This is a genomic window from Pseudomonas triclosanedens, assembly GCF_026686735.1.
GTDB lineage: Bacteria > Pseudomonadota > Gammaproteobacteria > Pseudomonadales > Pseudomonadaceae > Pseudomonas > Pseudomonas triclosanedens.
In genome coordinates this window covers 3,641,873-3,656,786 of record NZ_CP113432.1, presented here as the reverse complement: position 1 = coordinate 3,656,786, position 14,914 = coordinate 3,641,873, and the positions used below count along the sequence as shown (strand labels likewise).

The 14,914-nt window shown below is 61.4% G+C and carries 24 protein-coding genes; 21 read left to right on the top strand and 3 right to left on the bottom strand.

All coding sequences use genetic code 11. From position 1 onward, the window contains the following. Window positions 1–34: 34 nt before the first annotated feature. Window positions 35–895 carry an XRE family transcriptional regulator gene (locus tag OU419_RS16920; RefSeq protein WP_254473658.1) on the bottom strand — a complete coding sequence of 287 codons (861 nt, stop codon included), beginning with the start codon at window positions 893–895 and terminating at the stop codon, window positions 35–37. An 88-nt stretch (window positions 896–983) separates the two neighbouring features. On the opposite strand from OU419_RS16920, the gene OU419_RS16915 reads away from it, so the two are divergent. Next, window positions 984–1,163, top strand: a complete 180-nt coding sequence (locus OU419_RS16915; protein ID WP_254473660.1) for a Cro/CI family transcriptional regulator — start codon at window positions 984–986, stop codon at window positions 1,161–1,163. On the opposite strand, the gene OU419_RS16910 is transcribed toward OU419_RS16915, so the two are convergent. Beyond that, entirely contained in the window at window positions 1,139–1,357 is a 219-nt protein-coding gene (locus OU419_RS16910) for a hypothetical protein (protein WP_254473662.1), read from the bottom strand. The genes OU419_RS16915 and OU419_RS16910 overlap by 25 nt on opposite strands. A gap of 65 nt (window positions 1,358–1,422) precedes the next feature. On the opposite strand from OU419_RS16910, the gene OU419_RS16905 reads away from it, so the two are divergent. From OU419_RS16905 to OU419_RS16880, 6 genes are all read left to right on the top strand, one after another. Next, window positions 1,423–1,890: a YmfL family putative regulatory protein gene (locus OU419_RS16905; RefSeq protein ID WP_254473664.1), complete on the top strand. Its 468-nt coding sequence runs from the start codon at window positions 1,423–1,425 to the stop codon at window positions 1,888–1,890. A gap of 154 nt (window positions 1,891–2,044) precedes the next feature. Further along, window positions 2,045–2,905: a helix-turn-helix domain-containing protein gene (locus OU419_RS16900; protein WP_254473666.1), complete on the top strand. Its 861-nt coding sequence runs from the start codon at window positions 2,045–2,047 to the stop codon at window positions 2,903–2,905. Further along, window positions 2,902–3,138 carry a hypothetical protein gene (locus OU419_RS16895; protein WP_254473668.1) on the top strand — a complete coding sequence of 79 codons (237 nt, stop codon included), beginning with the start codon at window positions 2,902–2,904 and terminating at the stop codon, window positions 3,136–3,138. Before OU419_RS16900 ends, OU419_RS16895 begins: the two co-directional genes overlap by 4 nt. After that, window positions 3,135–3,506, top strand: coding sequence for a Ref family recombination enhancement nuclease (locus OU419_RS16890; protein WP_254473670.1), 372 nt, complete (start codon window positions 3,135–3,137; stop codon window positions 3,504–3,506). The genes OU419_RS16895 and OU419_RS16890 overlap by 4 nt, the downstream gene beginning before the upstream one ends. Further along, window positions 3,503–3,856 (top strand): endodeoxyribonuclease RusA, encoded by a 354-nt coding sequence (locus OU419_RS16885; RefSeq protein ID WP_254473672.1) that lies wholly within the window; start codon window positions 3,503–3,505, stop codon window positions 3,854–3,856. Before OU419_RS16890 ends, OU419_RS16885 begins: the two co-directional genes overlap by 4 nt. Window positions 3,857–4,432: 576 nt before the next feature. Next, on the top strand, window positions 4,433–4,807 hold the full coding sequence (locus OU419_RS16880) for an antiterminator Q family protein (protein ID WP_254473673.1): 375 nt from the start codon (window positions 4,433–4,435) through the stop codon (window positions 4,805–4,807). A gap of 130 nt (window positions 4,808–4,937) precedes the next feature. Here the strand turns inward: OU419_RS16880 and OU419_RS16875 are convergent, their stop codons facing one another. Beyond that, a complete protein-coding gene (locus tag OU419_RS16875; protein ID WP_254473675.1) occupies window positions 4,938–5,300 on the bottom strand; it encodes a helix-turn-helix domain-containing protein in 363 nt (120 codons plus the stop codon). Window positions 5,301–5,496: 196 nt separating this feature from the next. On the opposite strand from OU419_RS16875, the gene OU419_RS16870 reads away from it, so the two are divergent. The 14 genes from OU419_RS16870 (at window position 5,497) to OU419_RS16805 (ending at window position 14,902) form a co-directional block, all read left to right on the top strand. Further along, entirely contained in the window at window positions 5,497–5,826 is a 330-nt protein-coding gene (locus OU419_RS16870; RefSeq protein ID WP_254473677.1) for a phage holin, lambda family, read from the top strand. Between the two features lies 1 nt (window position 5,827). After that, complete coding sequence (locus tag OU419_RS16865) at window positions 5,828–6,277, top strand: HNH endonuclease (protein ID WP_254473679.1); 450 nt, start codon at window positions 5,828–5,830, stop codon at window positions 6,275–6,277. A gap of 81 nt (window positions 6,278–6,358) precedes the next feature. Continuing rightward, window positions 6,359–6,841, top strand: coding sequence for a phage terminase small subunit P27 family (locus tag OU419_RS16860; RefSeq protein ID WP_254473681.1), 483 nt, complete (start codon window positions 6,359–6,361; stop codon window positions 6,839–6,841). Between the two features lie 3 nt (window positions 6,842–6,844). Then, window positions 6,845–8,572, top strand: a complete 1,728-nt coding sequence (locus OU419_RS16855; protein ID WP_254473683.1) for a terminase large subunit — start codon at window positions 6,845–6,847, stop codon at window positions 8,570–8,572. Further along, entirely contained in the window at window positions 8,572–9,795 is a 1,224-nt protein-coding gene (locus OU419_RS16850; protein WP_254473685.1) for a phage portal protein, read from the top strand. Before OU419_RS16855 ends, OU419_RS16850 begins: the two co-directional genes overlap by 1 nt. Further along, complete coding sequence (locus OU419_RS16845) at window positions 9,773–10,426, top strand: HK97 family phage prohead protease (protein ID WP_254473687.1); 654 nt, start codon at window positions 9,773–9,775, stop codon at window positions 10,424–10,426. The genes OU419_RS16850 and OU419_RS16845 overlap by 23 nt, the downstream gene beginning before the upstream one ends. 10 nt (window positions 10,427–10,436) lie before the next feature. Then, complete coding sequence (locus OU419_RS16840; protein WP_254473689.1) at window positions 10,437–11,639, top strand: phage major capsid protein; 1,203 nt, start codon at window positions 10,437–10,439, stop codon at window positions 11,637–11,639. A 47-nt stretch (window positions 11,640–11,686) separates the two neighbouring features. Beyond that, window positions 11,687–11,965: a hypothetical protein gene (locus tag OU419_RS16835; RefSeq protein ID WP_254473691.1), complete on the top strand. Its 279-nt coding sequence runs from the start codon at window positions 11,687–11,689 to the stop codon at window positions 11,963–11,965. After that, the gene (locus tag OU419_RS16830) at window positions 11,958–12,278 is read left to right on the top strand and encodes a head-tail connector protein (protein WP_254473693.1); all 321 of its coding nucleotides are present in this window, start codon (window positions 11,958–11,960) and stop codon (window positions 12,276–12,278) included. Before OU419_RS16835 ends, OU419_RS16830 begins: the two co-directional genes overlap by 8 nt. A gap of 30 nt (window positions 12,279–12,308) precedes the next feature. Continuing rightward, on the top strand, window positions 12,309–12,494 hold the full coding sequence (locus tag OU419_RS16825) for a DUF7210 family protein (RefSeq protein ID WP_254473695.1): 186 nt from the start codon (window positions 12,309–12,311) through the stop codon (window positions 12,492–12,494). Window positions 12,495–12,497: 3 nt separating this feature from the next. Then, window positions 12,498–13,049, top strand: a complete 552-nt coding sequence (locus OU419_RS16820) for a hypothetical protein (RefSeq protein ID WP_254473697.1) — start codon at window positions 12,498–12,500, stop codon at window positions 13,047–13,049. After that, window positions 13,046–13,639 (top strand): hypothetical protein, encoded by a 594-nt coding sequence (locus OU419_RS16815; RefSeq protein WP_254473699.1) that lies wholly within the window; start codon window positions 13,046–13,048, stop codon window positions 13,637–13,639. The genes OU419_RS16820 and OU419_RS16815 overlap by 4 nt, the downstream gene beginning before the upstream one ends. Before the next feature lie 7 nt (window positions 13,640–13,646). Beyond that, window positions 13,647–14,087, top strand: coding sequence for a hypothetical protein (locus OU419_RS16810; protein WP_254473701.1), 441 nt, complete (start codon window positions 13,647–13,649; stop codon window positions 14,085–14,087). 26 nt (window positions 14,088–14,113) lie between these two features. After that, window positions 14,114–14,902 (top strand): phage tail tube protein, encoded by a 789-nt coding sequence (locus tag OU419_RS16805; protein ID WP_254473703.1) that lies wholly within the window; start codon window positions 14,114–14,116, stop codon window positions 14,900–14,902. Window positions 14,903–14,914 lie beyond the last annotated feature (12 nt).

Genomic DNA, 14,914 nt, shown 5'->3' with positions numbered 1-14,914 from the left:
GGTGACGTCTCTAATTTAGAGTTTCGTCCTTTCCTTAAACCAGATGCGCATTCCAAACCAGTAGAACACGCGCATGGATATAGGTCTCATCCATCCGGATGACCCTATCCTTGTGCTGTTTGTTATCCGAGATCATCTCGAAATGCTCGGCATCGTGAACCTGTAGGCGCTTGATGTAGAGGTGCCCCTGCCAGGTAAAGATGAACACCCCATCGCCGTTGAACGCCTGAACGCTGATGTTCACGATCATCGGGTCTGCATGCTTGATGGTGGGGTACATCGAGTTACCCCAGCCGTACACCATCTTCAGGTGATTCGGATCGTCGTAGGTGACGCCGATCTTGCGGAGCTGCTCCTGGCTGACCTTCACGTCGCGGAGCATTTCCATGTAGTCGGCCGGCACCTGGCCGTTACCCATGGCGCCGCGGATGTCGTAGTGCGCAATGCTGATCTCGTCGCCTACCGGGCCAGGGCGCGGAAAGTCCCCGACGATCACGTTGCCGCCTTCCTGCTCTGGAGCCTCCGCTTCAATGGCATCAACGATGCTGCGTCTCGCTTCGTCGCTCAGGCCTTTGCCATGCTTCTCAAGCATGCGGCGCACGATCTCGGCTGAACTGCTGGCCGTCTTGGCGGGGACTGGTTCCGAGGAAGAAACCGATTTCCGACGTGGCGGCTCACCTTTTCCAGATAGAAGCCAGTCAACCGTTGTGTCGTACCCCTCAGCGAGAGCCACGAGGTTCTCGTTCTTGATGTTCTCTGTGTCGCCGGCAAACCACTGGCGCACGGCCTCGTAGCTGATCCCACAAGTGGTAGCTATATCCCTTTTCACGCTTCGGACCCCGATGGCGGGCTTCCTTGCGAGCACGAGTTTGGTAATGCGTTCAGTGGTTTTCATTGGCTGCAATCTACAAGAGCGCTTGCCAAGCATGCTTGCCTAATGGGCACAAGCATGCTTGAATTTGCGTACAGCAAAGGAGGTTGGGATGACCAAGTCGCAAGCCATCGAGCACTTCGGCTCGATTTCCAAGCTAGCCAAAGCCCTAGCCGTCTCTTATGAGGCGATTCGCCAGTGGGAAGAGGTTCCGGAGCTGCGCCAGTACCAGCTCGAGCGAATTACGAAAGGCGCGCTCAAGGCAGATCAGGTTGCGGCGCGCGCGAGCTGATCCTCGAAGCCAGGCATTACGGGCCCAGGCCACTCGGTACCGATTATGTCGACTCGAACCAAATCGGCTTGGCGCTGCAGGTGCTCCTGAACCGTTTCAAGGGTCAGCGCCGGTAGTGAAGCGAACAGCGCGTTGAGTTGAGCCTGCAGGGCGAACACCTGGCCCTGCAGATGGTGAATGGATGGCTGGCGCATGGGCGACTCCCTCGCTGGCAATGGTTCCAACGATAGGCGCGCAGTCGCCGAGGAAAAACTAGGACATGAACCACTCCGTACTAGACACCCGCCGGAAGGTGATGGCCGCCATCGTGAATGGCTATCCCGGTGGCAAGGACTGCGCCGCGGCACGCCTTGGCATCAACGAGAAGCGCCTGGAAAACCAGATCTACGAGACCGCCGGGTGCAAGCCGCTGAGTGACTCGGAACTGCACCTGCTGGAGCAGCAGAACGGTACGCACCACCTGCCGAACTACATCTGCTCGCTGTATGGAGGCGTCTTCGTTCCGCTGCCTCATGTCGAGGAGTTGGACAGCGTCGAGTTGCACCAGCGCACGGTCACCGCGGCAGCTCGGAAGGGGAAGGTGGATCTGATGATCGCCGAGGCCCTGGCGGACGGGGAGATCGATGCGAGCGAAGCCGCAATGATCCTGGCACTCCACGCCAAGTACGTGGCAGCGCGGCATGAAGAAGTCCAGGCCACGATCGTTCTGTACGCCGCGAAGGACTGAAGCCCAGAAAAAACAAACCCCGGCGAGTGTGGGGACACGGGGCCGGGGTTCGTAGCAACGAGGGAAGTATGCATATGAAGACCGGATCGAACAACAGCGCGCCACGAAATCGCGCGAAGGTGAATCGTGGCGCGGCATTCCGGGAGCTCAGCCAATGAGCACCATCATCATGTCGGCCTGCTGGCCGCTGCAGGGGCTGACGCCGGCACAGAAGGCTGTGCTGATCAGCCTGGCGGACAACGCGAACGACGAGGGCGTTTGCTGGCCTTCGGTGGCGAAGATCGCCGAACGCACCTGCCTGTCCGAACGAGCGGTGCAGCAGGCGATCAAGGTGCTGAACGAGTGCAAGGCGCTGACCATCGAAGCGCGCCAGGGGCGGTCGACGATGTTCACCGTAACCCCCGCAGCATTTGCACCCCCGCAGAAGGTTCACCCCCGCAGCATTTGCACCCCCGCAGGATCTGCACCTACCCCCGCACCTGCTGCACCCCCACCCCCGCAGCATTTGCACCCCACCCCCGCAGATGCTGCACCCAGAACCGTAATAGAACCATCAGTAGAACCATCAAAGAACATTTCGCCGGCCGATTCCGGCCAGCCCGACGAGAAGGCTGCGATTCAGGAAGGCTGTCGATCAATCTGGGCTGCATACGCTGCGGCCTACCGCAACCGCTACGGCACCGATCCTGTTCGCAACGGCAAGGTCAACACCCAGGTCCGAGACCTGCTGAAGCGCTTGGGGGCGGATGAGGCTCCGGCGGTGGCCGCCTTCTTCGTCACCATCAACGACGCCTACCTGACTCGGAACTGCCACGACCTGGGCTCGCTGCTGGCTAAGGCAGAGTCGTACCGGACCCAATGGGCCACCCAGCCGCCACCAGCTCCGCCGAAAGCCAACAAGCCATCGTTCGAGGAGGCTCAGGCGGAGTACTCCAGGCAGCAGGCGACGCTCCTTTTCCAACAGCATCGTGCCGCGAAGGCAGGGCAGCAGGGCACAACCGGAGGTGTGCAATGACCATGATCCAGGAACCCCTAAAATGGCGCGCCAAGCGCAATCGCGACGGCGACACGATCAAGGACTGCTGGGTGACAGATGCTGGCTATACCGTAGCCGTCTGCCGGCTGCCGGATACTCGCTACACAGTGACGCGGCCCGGTGATGCCGCACCATTCGCTTACCTCAGTACGCGTGATGAGGTGGTGGCGATCATCAAGGCCGACATGGCTGCCAGCGAGGTGCCGGCATGAAGGGACGCAACCCAACTGCCGAGCAGAAGCGTTGGCACGACCTGCTATCCCGCGTGGTCGGCTGCATTGCCTGTCGTGAAGGTCATGGTTCTTTCAATGACCATTGCAGCATCCACCACGTCGACGGTCGCACTAAGCCCCATGCGCACTGGTATGTCCTCCCGCTCTGCGCGGGCCACCACCAAGATGGTACTGGCCCACAGGGGTTCCCTGGAATTGCGGTCCACCCGTTCAAGGCAAGGTTCGAAGAGCGCTATGGAGCGCAATCCGGCCTCCTGAGCCGCTGCGCGCAGATCATCGCGGAGCAGGGGTACGACATACCTGTTGGGTTCCTGAGCTGGCTGGATGGTTCGGAGGTAATGGCATGACGCTGATTCTGCCTTGGCCGCCGCGTGAGCTCAGTCCGAACGCCCGTACGCATTGGTCGAAAAAAAGCCGGGTAGCGCGCAACTACCGGCGCACCTGCCAGCTCTTGGCGTTCGCGGCGAGCATGAAAGCCCCGCCCGGACAGATCAGGCTGATTCTCGAGTTTGTTCCGCCGGACCGTCGCCGACGAGATGACGACAACCTGATAGCTGCGTTCAAGGCCGGTCGCGATGGTCTTGCGGACGCGCTCAGGGTCGATGACCACCGATTCGTAACGACGTTTTCGGTATCCCCTGAGTGTACGCCTGGAGGCGCAGTGCGCGTCTCGATCGCCGGAGGTTCCCAATGCTGACGCATGACCAGGTGTCGCGGATGACCGATGCGGAGCTATCGGCAGCCCGTCGGGCTATCAGCGAGCGATTGGATCAGAACTACAGTCGCCGGCGCGCGGCCAGTGGATGCAGCTCCAGGTTTGTCAGGGGTGGGACGAAGATTCGAACAAGGCGGGTTCGAGCTACCGACTGGACGGCAATCCGGCGGCTGGAAATAGAGGCGAGCGACATTTACTACGAGAGGGGGCTGCTGGATGCAGAGATCGCGCGGAGGGCGCATGAAGAAGCGCGGACCTGACTTCGCGCGGCAGCCAATTGAGGTGCAGCGCTGCCGCAACTGTCGTGGGGCTGGGAGTGTGAAGGGGGTGTTCTATGAGCTGCCCTGCGATGACTGCAACGGTGTTGGGTGGACGGCATTCGGTGGGGCGCTGGCGCCCGCTGCGGAGATGGCGTTTGCGCTTGGTAGGCGGCTCGATATGGCCGAGCGGCAACTGACCGAGCGGATCCAGATTTCGAGGCTATCGGGCACGGCGTCGGGGCCTGCGGATGACAACACCAAAGGGCCAGGCGGCGCACACTACAGAGGGGATTGAGGTGTGAATATCGAGGCTACGGAGTTTCTGATGGAGCAGTACGGGCTCTGGGTGTGGAAAGACAATGGCGTTCCGCGATGCACCTCCCCGCTACTGGCGATCATGCTGCGCAATCCAGCGAATGAGAAGCGCATGGGGTCGCCAATTCCGCTGATCAGCGATGACCGGGCGCTTATGGTCGAGGGCTTCCTGGGACGGCTGGTGAAGACCGATCCAGCAGCAGTGGAGAGCATGACTCTCTATTTCGTTCACGGGCTCACGTACCGTGAGGTTGGAGGCAGGACAGGGGCGAGCTATGCCGATGCGCGTATGTTGGTTCGGGCCGGGCTGTCGGCTCTCGCGGCATGCTTCCTGATCCATGAAAAGATGGCAGCCTGAATGAATGTCCAGTCTGGATATATTGACAGTGATAATCTGGCCATGTAGAGTTTGTGGCACATTGCGGTTTTGCCGCTTCGGCGAACCTTCGCATGACATTAAGCCCGGCCATTGAGCTGGGTTTTTCGTTTCAGACGGTCTCCTCCACCATAAGAGGCCAAGCCTCCTTGAGGCGGTCGCGATGTTCCAGGGGCGTCATGGAAAACCATCGCCTATGTGCTCGATCAAAGGATGATGCTCGGACATAGCCGAGGAGGCGCGCGATCTCTGCGGCACTCAGATCGGAGTGGCAAAGCAGGTTTTCCGCCTGAACCCGACGCACCTCATCAACGCAGTCTTCAAAGTTCATCTCCACCGCTGCCAAGTGCCTTTGCAACGTGCGGAGATTGAGCTCCAGGGATTTGGCTACATTTGCGAGGGTGCAGCAGTGCTTTGGCAGGAACGCGAGGATCTGCACATGGACTTGGTGGACGAGAGCTGCTGAGGCTTCCATAACTCCGCTACATCGCTCCTTGTGCTGTCAGGCAATTCGGCTGGTGTGGGCCGGCTAGCCACTCATATAGATGCTTTGTGTTTAGCTTCAATTGACGCCGAGCGCCACTCCGGAGCGGCTCGTCGACATCAACCATTCTGAGCCCAGCCGTCGCGCTGGGCTTTTTCATTTGAGCCCCGCAGAGGGGATAACGAGAATGCCCCAGATGCCTGATAAACCAGAGACGTGGGCGCTTGTGCTTGCTTGGCTGAGCCAGCACTCGCCCGTGCTGTACGCCGGAGCTCTGTCCTTCCTGGTGGCACTGATCCGGGTTATCTACGGCGGCGGCACTCGGCGCCAGGCGCTGCTCGAGGCTGCACTCTGCACGCTGATCACACTGGGCCTGATCCCTGTGCTGGAGTGGCTGGGCCTGCCCCAGAGCATGGCCACCGCTGCTGGTGTGTTCACTGGCTTCCTGGGCGTGAAGAAGTTGGCCGAGATCGCTGACCGCTTCGCCGATTGGAAGCTGCCGAAGCGGGAGGGCTGATATGCCTCGTCGTCCTGCCAAGCCTTGCGCGTTCGCCGGATGCAGCGTGCTGATCAGGTCAGGTTCGCACTGCGAGAAGCACGCGGCCATCGCTGCCCAGCAGAAGGCCAAGCACATGCAGGCCATCCACGCCCGATACAACCAGGAACGTGATGAGTCGGATGGCTTCTACAAGACCGAGCGGTGGAAGAAGCTCAGCGCTCGGTTCAGGCGTCTTCATCCGATCTGCCAAGAGTGCGATGAGGCGCCGAGCCAGATCACTGACCACATCAAGGCGCGCAAGGCCCATCCCGAGCTGAGCCTGGTGTGGTCCAACCTGCGTGCGCTATGTCGGGCCTGCCACAACCGGGTCGGCGAGAGGGTGGGGAGGGTCGATGGCCAGCCGGCGGCGCAGACGTGCCCCGCGCCCCGTATTGGTGCGTTCAAACGCACGGGGGAGGGGGGTGGTTGAAAGTTCACAGCTCCATCTGCCCGAACGACGGGGGGAGCCGGATTTACGCGCCCGCGAAATTAAAAAATCAGGAGTGGCGGAATGGCAGGCGTCGCCAGAGTGACTGGCCGGGGGCGGAAGCCCAAGCCGACAGCCAAGAAAGCCCTTGCCGGCAACCCCGGAAAGCGGGCATTGAACAAGGATGAGCCAAAGTTTTCGGACGTGACAGATATCGATCCGCCTGGGCACTTGCCGAACAGAGCGGCCGGGATGTGGGCAATGATCGTCCCGGAGTTGCTCGGCGCTGGGGTGTTGGCCATCACCGACATGCACAACGTCGAAGCGTTCTGTGTGGCCTACGACAAATGGCGGATGGCCGAGGAAGAGGTACAGAGCTCGGGTATCACCGTGCTCAGCGCCCAGGGAAGTCCAATGAAGAACCCAGCCCTCACGGCAGCCAACGAAGCGATGCGCCAGATGGTGACCTTCGGATCGCTGCTCGGCCTCGACCCCTCCAGCCGGACCAGATTGATCGGCGGCAACAAGAAGCCGGAGGCGAACCCTTTCGCTGATCTACTGAGGTAAGCAATGGCAAAGGTCGCCTGCGCCAACGTCGACAAGGCGATGGCTTGGGCAAAGACCGTCCTGAAGGGGAAGGTTCCTGCCTGCCGCTATATCCACCAGGCGATTGAGCGTCACTTCGCCGACCTTAAGGCGAGCCGTCAGAAGAGCTATCCGTTCTTCTTCGATCCAGAGGCCGCCGAGAAGAAGCTAAAGCTCATCCAGCTCATGCCCCACACGAAGGGGGAGTGGGCGCGTCTGAAGCAAACGATTTCGCTTGAGCCGTGGCAACTGTTCGGCCTGGCGGTGACGTTTGGTTGGAAGCGCAAGGCTGATGGGTTTCGTCGCTTCCGCGAAAGCTACTGGGAAGTGCCGCGGAAGAACGGCAAGAGCGTGATCGCCGCCGGTACCGGCATTGCGATGTTCGTTGCTGATGGCGAGTTCGGCGCCGAGGTGTACAGCGGTGCCACCACGGAGAAACAGGCGTGGGAGGTGTTCCGCCCTGCCAGGCTGATGGTGATGCGTTCGCCGCTGCTGGTCGCAGCCGCCGGCATCGAGGTCAACGCCTCGAACCTGAACACTCCGGCAGATGGTGGCCGCTTCGAGCCCATCATCGGCGACCCTGGCGATGGCGCTTCTCCGTCGTGCTCGTTGATCGACGAGTTCCACGAGCACGACAACGCCGGCCAATACGACACCATGCTGACCGGCATGGGTGCCCGCCGACAGCCGCTGATGTTCATCATCACCACTGCGGGCTCCAACATCGAGGGTCCTTGCTACGACAAGCGCCGCCAGGCCATCGAGATGCTGGAAGGCGTGGTTCCTGATGACGAGTTGTTCGCCTGGATCTGGACCCTGGATGAGGGCGACGACTGGACCGATCCGAGGAACCTGGCCAAGGCCAACCCGAACATCGGCGTGTCGGTTTACCGGGAGTACCTGGAGAGCCAGCTAGCTCGCGCGATCCGCTCGCCACGCTTCACCAACACGTTCAAGACGAAGCACTTGAACGTATGGGTATCGGCGAAGACCGGCTTCTTCAACATGGTCCTGTGGAAGGCCTGCGAGGACAAATCGCTGACGCTGGAGCAGTTCGCCGGTGAGGAGTGTGTGCTCGGCCTTGACCTGGCGCGCAAGCTCGACCTGAACAGCATGGCCAGGCTCTTCTGGCGGGAGATCGATGGCCTACGGCACTACTACTGCGTAGCGCCGCGCTTCTGGGTCCCAGAGGATCGCGTCTACGACGAAGACAACAAGCGCATGGCCGAGCGCTTCCAGGCTTGGCTCAACTCCGGCTACCTGTACGCCACATCAGGGGCAGAAGTGGATTACCGCGAAATCCTCGCGGAGACCCTGGAGGCGAACTCAATCAGCCCGGTTCGTGAAAGCCCAATCGACCCGTTCGGTGCCACTGGCCTCAGCCACGAACTGGATGACGAGGGGCTGAACCCCGTGGTCATCACCCAGAACTACACGAACATGAGCTCCCCGATGAAGGAGCTGGAGGCGGCAATCGCCTCGGGCCGGTTCCACCACGACGGCAACCCAATCATGACCTGGTGCATGGGGAACGTGATCGGGAAGTTCTTGCCCGGAAACGACGATGTCGTGCGCCCAATCAAGCAAGGCGAAGACAACAAAATCGACGGTGCCGTGGCGCTGATCATGGCCATTGGGCGCGTGGTCGCGCAGGAGCCGCCGGAAGAAACCCTCTCCGACCACATCGTGAAGCACGGTATCAGGAAGCTCTAATGGGAATTCTCAAAAAGCTGGGCCAATGGTTCGGCAAGGGCTCCGACCCGCTGATCATCGACACGCCAGAGAAGCTCGCCCAAGTCCTTGGTGTTGCCTACGAAACCGAGTCAGGGCAGCGGGTGACCACCACCACCGCGATGCAGCAGACGGTCGTTTTCAACTGCGTTCGGGTGCTGGCGGAGTCAGTCGGGATGCTGCCGTGCCGACTGTTCAAGCAGACCGAGCGCGAGCGCCTACCGGCGTTCGCCAATCGGCTGTATGACGTGCTTGCAGTGGCGCCCAACGACTACATGACCGCCCAGGAGTTCTGGGAGCTGCTCGTGGTCTGCCTGTGCCTGCGTGGCAACTTCTACGCCTACAAGGTCATGGCATTGGGCAACGTGGTGGAGCTGCTGCCGATCAACCCGGCATCCGTCACGCCCAAGCTGAAAGATGACTGGACGGTGGAGTACCAGGTTGATTTCAAGAACGGCACCCAGACGCTGACTCAGGATGAGATCTGGCACGTTCGGCTTTTCACCCTGGATGGCCTCAACGGCCTGAATCCCATCGCCTATGCGCGCCAGGCCATCGGCCTCGGTCAGGCTATGGAGCGGCACGCATCGAAGCTCTTCTCGAACGGCGCCGTCACGTCAGGGGTGCTCAAGACTGATCAGACCCTGTCGGACGAAGCGTTTACGCGCCTATCGGAGCAGTTCCAGAGCGAGCACATGGGCACGGCCAACGCCTACAAGCCGATGATTCTGGAGATGGGGCTGGACTGGAAGCCGATCAGTCTCAACGCCCAGGACACGCAGTTCATCGAGTCGAGAAAGCTGACCGATGCGCAGCTCTGCGGTCTCTTTCGGGTGCCGCCCCACCTGGTGGCGAGTCTCGACAAGATGACCATGAACAACATGGAACAGATGGGCATGAGCTTCGTGAACTACGCGCTCGTGCCGATCCTGACCCGGATCGAATCGCGCATCCGGGTTGGTCTTCTCAGTAAGACGGACAGGAAAACGCACTTCGCGAAGTTCAATGCCGGGGCCTTGATGCGCGGCGACCTCAAGGGGCGTTACGAGTCGTACGGCAAGGGGATCCAGTGGGGAATCCTCAGCCCGAACGATTGCCGCGAGCTGGAGGACTACAACCCCCGCGAAGGCGGCGACATCTACCTGACACCAATCAACATGACCACCAATCCGGAGGCACCCGATGCTGACAAAACAACGCCTTGATGTGCCGCTCACCATCAAGTCGGTAAGCGACACGGGCGAGTTCGAAGGCTACGGGTCGGTGTTCGGCGTGGTGGACAGCTACGGCGATGTAGTGGTGCGTGGCGCTTTCGAGGCCTCGTTGGCTCGCTGGAAGGAGAAAGGTCGGCTGCCGGCCATGCTCTGGCAACACGACAGTGCCGAACCACTTGGCCCCTACACCGAGATGCGCGAAGACGAGAACGGCCTCTATGTGAAGGGCCGTTTACTGATCGACGACGACCCGTTGGCCAAGCGCGCACACGCACATATGAAGGCCGGCAGCCTGTCCGGCTTGTCGATCGGCTACATGCTCGACGACTACGAATACGACAAGGAGAAGGGCATCTGGCTGCTGAAGGCTATCGACCTCTGGGAAGTCTCTCTGGTCACCTTCCCGGCCAATGATGAGGCCCGAATCTCCGACGTGAAAAGTCTGCTGGCGCGCGGCGAGACGCCGCCGCCGAGCAAGGTGGAGCGAGCCCTGCGCGAGGTTGGGTTCTCTGGCTCCCAAGCCAAGGCATTCATGGCCAAAGGCTATAGCGCTGCCTGCCCGCGTGATGCGGATGCCGGCGCCGCGCTCGACTCCCTGAAATCCCTAATGAATCGCATGTGAGGAGAACCCCATGCCCGCTGATATCCAAGATGTGAAACAGGTAGCCGAGGAGCTCGGCGCCAAGTTCGATGAGTTCAAGCAGAAGAACGACAAGCGCGTCGAGGCCCTGGAATCCGAGAAGGCCAAATTGGTCGAGCAGGTGGAAGGCCTGAACGAAAAGCTCGGTGAGCTCGATGACCTGAAAGGCGCGCTGGAGAAGGAACTTGCCGGCATGAAGCGCCCAGATGGAACCGGCACCAAGGCCGCGAGCGAGCACAAGGCCGCGTTCATGCAGTTCGTGCGCAAGGGCGTCGACACCGGCCTGGGCGAGTTGCAGGCCAAGGCGCTCCAGATCGGCGTCGATGCGGATGGTGGTTACGCCGTCCCCGAGGAACTCGACCGCAATATTATCGAACTGCTGCGCGACGAGTCGCCGATGCGCCAGGTGTGCAACCAGATCACCGTCGGCACCCCGGATTACAAGAAGCTGGTGAACCTGGGCGGCGCTGGTGCTGGCTGGGTCGGCGAAACCTCGCCGCGCCCGGAAACCAACACCCCGACCCTGGCACAAATCGCCGCCTTCATGGGCGAACTCTACGCCAACCCGCAAGCTACCCAAACCAGTCTCGATGACATGTTCTTCGACGCTGAGGGCTGGCTGAACGGCGAAGTCGCCCGCGAGTTCTCCGAGATGGAAGGCAACGCTTTCTTGCTGGGCAACGGTACCAACAAGCCGAAAGGCGTGCTGGCATACCCGTTGGCGCTCACCACCGACAAGACCCGCCCCTACGGCACCCTGCAGAAGTTGATCAGCGGCACCGCCGGCGCCTTCAACGGCGACAAGCTGATCGATCTGGTACATGCCCTCAAGGCTGGTTACCGCATGAATGCCACGTGGATGATGAACAACCTGAGCGTGGCCTACACCCGCAAGCTGAAGGACGCCGAAGGAAACTACCTGTGGCGTCCTGGCCTGGAGGTTGGCCAACCCTCCAGTCTCCTCGGCTACGGCATCACCGAGAACGAGGACATGCCGGATATCGCCGCCGACGCCAACGCGCTGTTGTTCGGCGACTTCAAGCGCGGTTACACCATCGTGGATCGCATCGGTACCCGCGTGCTCCGCGACCCCTACACCAACAAGCCCTATGTGGGCTTCTACACCACCAAGCGCGTCGGCGGCATGCTCGTCGACTCCCAGGCAATCAAGGTCCTGACCTTGTCCGCTGCCTAACACGGGGTGGCCGGCTTCGGTCGGCCACTCCCCTGGAGGAATTCGCTATGCCTTTGATTCACGTCGAGGAGGCTTTTCCCTTCTCTCCAGATGGCAATGAGGTCGTCATTGTCGAGGCCGGTGAACAGGAGGTGTCCGAGCGCTGCGCGTTGGTGGCCGTGGAGCACCTGCAGGTGGCCTGGCTGGTCGATGGTGCTGGCACCGAAACCAATCCGCTGAAGATGGGCGTTCCGGCGCTGAAGGAGTGGCTCACTGCCAAGGGCATCGCCTTTGATGCTGGCGCAAACAAGAAGGCGCTGCAGGCCCTGGTTCCGAGAAATGATTGACCTGGCGGTGGTCAAGGCGCATCTGCGGGTGCGTCACTCCGAGGATGACGCCTACATCCAAGACCTGATCACCGATGCTGTCGACGCCTTCAATGCCCGCACCAATCGGACTCTGGTGGCTGCCGACGCGCAGTTGCCGGACCCGGTCGGCAACGCCATTCACATGACTGGTTCCATTCGTCGCGGGGCATTGCTGCTCATCGCGCATTGGTACTCCAACCGTGAGTCGGTAGTGATCGGCACCATAACCTCAGAACTTCCGATGGCGACCCAGTACCTCTGGGAGCCGCATCGCTGGATCAACGTGCGCTAACGGTGACGCCATCTCTTGAAGGAGCAATCCATGAAACTCAACGCTATTCAACCCGTGTACCGCGGCGGCAAGCTGATTCAGCCCGGAGAGTCGTTCGATACCACGACGGAAGACGCCGCCGCCCTGATCGAAGAAGGAAAAGCGCGCGATCCGAATGCGAAGAAGCCCACCGCGAAGGCGGTGAGGTCGCAGGTCCTGGTCGAGAAGTCGGAGTAAGTCATGCGCGCAGGTAACCTCGATACACCGGCTAACCTGCTGAAGCTGGACGCTGACCTGGTGGCCTGCAAACTTGATTGGATCTGGTGCGGCATCCAGACCAAGGAAGAGGCCGAGCCGCCATTCCCTTCCGGTCTGCGCAGCCCTTCGAAAATCGCGATCCGCGCATGGTGGGATGCTCGCATCCAGCAGGGGCGTTACCTGCTCGCTGATGGCCGCCTGTTCCATATCGACAGCGCCCGTGACTTCACTGGCCGGCGTGCCGAGTTGGCGATCACCGCTACCGAGCTCATCGGCGAGCCGGGGGAGTACCGGCCTGATGGTGCTGCGCCGCGCGCCTGCCGGGTGTTCATGAACTATGACGCGCAGTCCAGTGACGATCTTGGCCAGGCCACCACGTACCGCATTCGCGCGGAAGTGGCGCTGATTGAAACCGGCCGCGTGCAGGTTGACGAGCATCTGGTGGTGGCCGGCGTCGACTACGTGGTGACCGATTACGCCAGCGGCACCGATGACGGGATCGTGCGCGGGGTGTGGCTGGAGCGAATGCAATGATCCGGGCTGTTCGGCTCGTTGGTCAGGAGAAGGCACGCGCCCAGCTCGCCGCTCAGGGGCGGAGCGTTGACCCAGTCATTCGAGGAGCGCTGAATGCGACTGCCACCGCAGCGCGGCGCGAGCGGTACGTGCGCCAGTTGCTCGGTACGTTCATGCGCCGGCAATTTCTCAATGACCGAATGAAGATCAAGCGGGCCAACACCAAACGCCTCAACGCGCGGGTGATTCCGTCATCGTCAGGGGTGCTGGTGCTCAACTACAAGTCGTGGGGCTTCGACCGGATAAATGACACACGGGGAGTCATCTGGGTGCGCGGTCCGCACGGAAAGAAGGTGGCTGCCGGCTTCGTGAACCCGTCGAGCAAAGGAAAGCTCCCGTGGGCTACGCGCAGCGAGAAGAGAACCACCACGCGGAGCGGGAGGCGCCGCGACTACCGCTATGAATGGGATAGGCGCCGGCTCGCTCAGGGACCGAGTATCGCCTACTGGTTCAAGCAACTGAGTGGTGCAACGACCATCAACTGGACCAACGCCTTCTTGCAGCAAGAGTTCGAGCGCCGAATGCGCCGAGAGCTCGCCAAATACCACTGAGGCCACCATGTCATCCACGAAAGCCAGCGAGGTCGCCAAGGCCTTGCGCGAGCGGCTGGGCGAGATTCGCCCGGAAAACGGTTACTTCACCGCCATCGACAGAGTTTACGGACCGACCGAGCGAGCGCGGGACAAGGCTCCCATGCCGTACCTGCTGGTCAGGACGGCCACCGACTCCCGCACGGGGGCGGCGAAGACTCAGGCCTCGCGGGTGCGCACGTTCGAGATTGAGGCCGTGTTCGGCAAGAGCGCGGAAGAGGCTGATCTGGACAACATCCATGTTGATGTCCTTCGCGCCCTCGGCTTTGGCCGCGACGATTTCGACGGACGTTTCCCTGGACTCATCGAGGACCAGGATGACGCCGTTCCACAGTACGCAGGTGAGGGCCGGGACACCCACAACATCACCATCACCATCGGCGTTGCCTACGTCGAGAACTACAACTGATCGGCCGCAGGCCACAGGAGAGACCAATGCTCTACACGCAACTGTTCCGCGGTCGCACCAGCGTCGCCCCGTACCCGTCGCATGTCTTCGAGGAGCTGTTCAAGCTGCAGACCACCAGCGCAGAACCGGACAGCACCGAGATCAACATTCCTGACCCGACACGCCTGGGCTTGCCCGAGCTGGATGGCGTGACTGCCAACTCGGCGATCAACATCACCGGCGAGGCGGTGGACTTCTCGCCGGCCGGCGCCGCCGTGCTGCTGTACGGCTCGGTTGAAAAGGTACCGTCCGGCACGGTCACCGAGCCGGAACACCACGACGCCTACGTCGACAGGACCATCCGCCTGGCGCATATCCCCTTGGTGGTCACCAGCGTCACCGGCGCCGGCGGTACGCCCGTGTACGTGAAGGGCGTCGATTACTCGGTTACCCCTGGCGGCATCCGCATCTTGAAGGGCGGCACCCTCGCTGCGGCGATCAATGCCACCGTGGCACCTGTCGGTGGCGGCCTGAAAAAGCTCCCCATCGAGATCGATTACAGCTACCCGACCGTCGACGTGGTGAAACCCTTCACCACCAGCCGGAAGTTCTACCGGGTGATGTTCGAGCAGATCAACGAAGGTGGCGACGGCGAGAAGCGCCGGATTACCTGCTTCTATGCGCGCATCAGCCTGAACGGCGGGCTGCCGCTGAACCAGGGCACCGACTTCGGCACCATCCCTGTGCAGATCCGCCTCCTGCCTGACCCCGAAATCTTCGAGCCGGGCGAGGCTGCCATGTGGACCTGGGAGGTCCAGGACACCGACGCGGCCTGACGCGCCTGTAGC

Bases quoted from the DNA above. Each gene is read 5' to 3' on its own strand.
- OU419_RS16850 (WP_254473685.1), top strand. From the start codon at position 8,572: ATGGGAATTCTCAAAAAGCTGGGCCAATGGTTCGGCAAGGGCTCCGAC.
- OU419_RS16910 (WP_254473662.1), bottom strand. From the start codon at position 1,357: ATGCGCCAGCCATCCATTCACCATCTGCAGGGCCAGGTGTTCGCCCTG.
- OU419_RS16865 (WP_254473679.1), top strand. From the start codon at position 5,828: ATGCCTCGTCGTCCTGCCAAGCCTTGCGCGTTCGCCGGATGCAGCGTG.
- OU419_RS16845 (WP_254473687.1), top strand. From the start codon at position 9,773: ATGCTGACAAAACAACGCCTTGATGTGCCGCTCACCATCAAGTCGGTA.
- OU419_RS16890 (WP_254473670.1), top strand. From the start codon at position 3,135: ATGAAGGGACGCAACCCAACTGCCGAGCAGAAGCGTTGGCACGACCTG.
- OU419_RS16885 (WP_254473672.1), top strand. From the start codon at position 3,503: ATGACGCTGATTCTGCCTTGGCCGCCGCGTGAGCTCAGTCCGAACGCC.
- OU419_RS16860 (WP_254473681.1), top strand. From the start codon at position 6,359: ATGGCAGGCGTCGCCAGAGTGACTGGCCGGGGGCGGAAGCCCAAGCCG.
- OU419_RS16895 (WP_254473668.1), top strand. From the start codon at position 2,902: ATGACCATGATCCAGGAACCCCTAAAATGGCGCGCCAAGCGCAATCGC.
- OU419_RS16875 (WP_254473675.1), bottom strand. From the start codon at position 5,300: ATGGAAGCCTCAGCAGCTCTCGTCCACCAAGTCCATGTGCAGATCCTC.
- OU419_RS16835 (WP_254473691.1), top strand. From the start codon at position 11,687: ATGCCTTTGATTCACGTCGAGGAGGCTTTTCCCTTCTCTCCAGATGGC.
- OU419_RS16900 (WP_254473666.1), top strand. From the start codon at position 2,045: ATGAGCACCATCATCATGTCGGCCTGCTGGCCGCTGCAGGGGCTGACG.
- OU419_RS16870 (WP_254473677.1), top strand. From the start codon at position 5,497: ATGCCCCAGATGCCTGATAAACCAGAGACGTGGGCGCTTGTGCTTGCT.
- OU419_RS16840 (WP_254473689.1), top strand. From the start codon at position 10,437: ATGCCCGCTGATATCCAAGATGTGAAACAGGTAGCCGAGGAGCTCGGC.
- OU419_RS16855 (WP_254473683.1), top strand. From the start codon at position 6,845: ATGGCAAAGGTCGCCTGCGCCAACGTCGACAAGGCGATGGCTTGGGCA.
- OU419_RS16905 (WP_254473664.1), top strand. From the start codon at position 1,423: ATGAACCACTCCGTACTAGACACCCGCCGGAAGGTGATGGCCGCCATC.
- OU419_RS16830 (WP_254473693.1), top strand. From the start codon at position 11,958: ATGATTGACCTGGCGGTGGTCAAGGCGCATCTGCGGGTGCGTCACTCC.
- OU419_RS16815 (WP_254473699.1), top strand. From the start codon at position 13,046: ATGATCCGGGCTGTTCGGCTCGTTGGTCAGGAGAAGGCACGCGCCCAG.
- OU419_RS16825 (WP_254473695.1), top strand. From the start codon at position 12,309: ATGAAACTCAACGCTATTCAACCCGTGTACCGCGGCGGCAAGCTGATT.
- OU419_RS16915 (WP_254473660.1), top strand. From the start codon at position 984: ATGACCAAGTCGCAAGCCATCGAGCACTTCGGCTCGATTTCCAAGCTA.
- OU419_RS16805 (WP_254473703.1), top strand. From the start codon at position 14,114: ATGCTCTACACGCAACTGTTCCGCGGTCGCACCAGCGTCGCCCCGTAC.
- OU419_RS16820 (WP_254473697.1), top strand. From the start codon at position 12,498: ATGCGCGCAGGTAACCTCGATACACCGGCTAACCTGCTGAAGCTGGAC.
- OU419_RS16920 (WP_254473658.1), bottom strand. From the start codon at position 895: ATGAAAACCACTGAACGCATTACCAAACTCGTGCTCGCAAGGAAGCCC.
- OU419_RS16810 (WP_254473701.1), top strand. From the start codon at position 13,647: ATGTCATCCACGAAAGCCAGCGAGGTCGCCAAGGCCTTGCGCGAGCGG.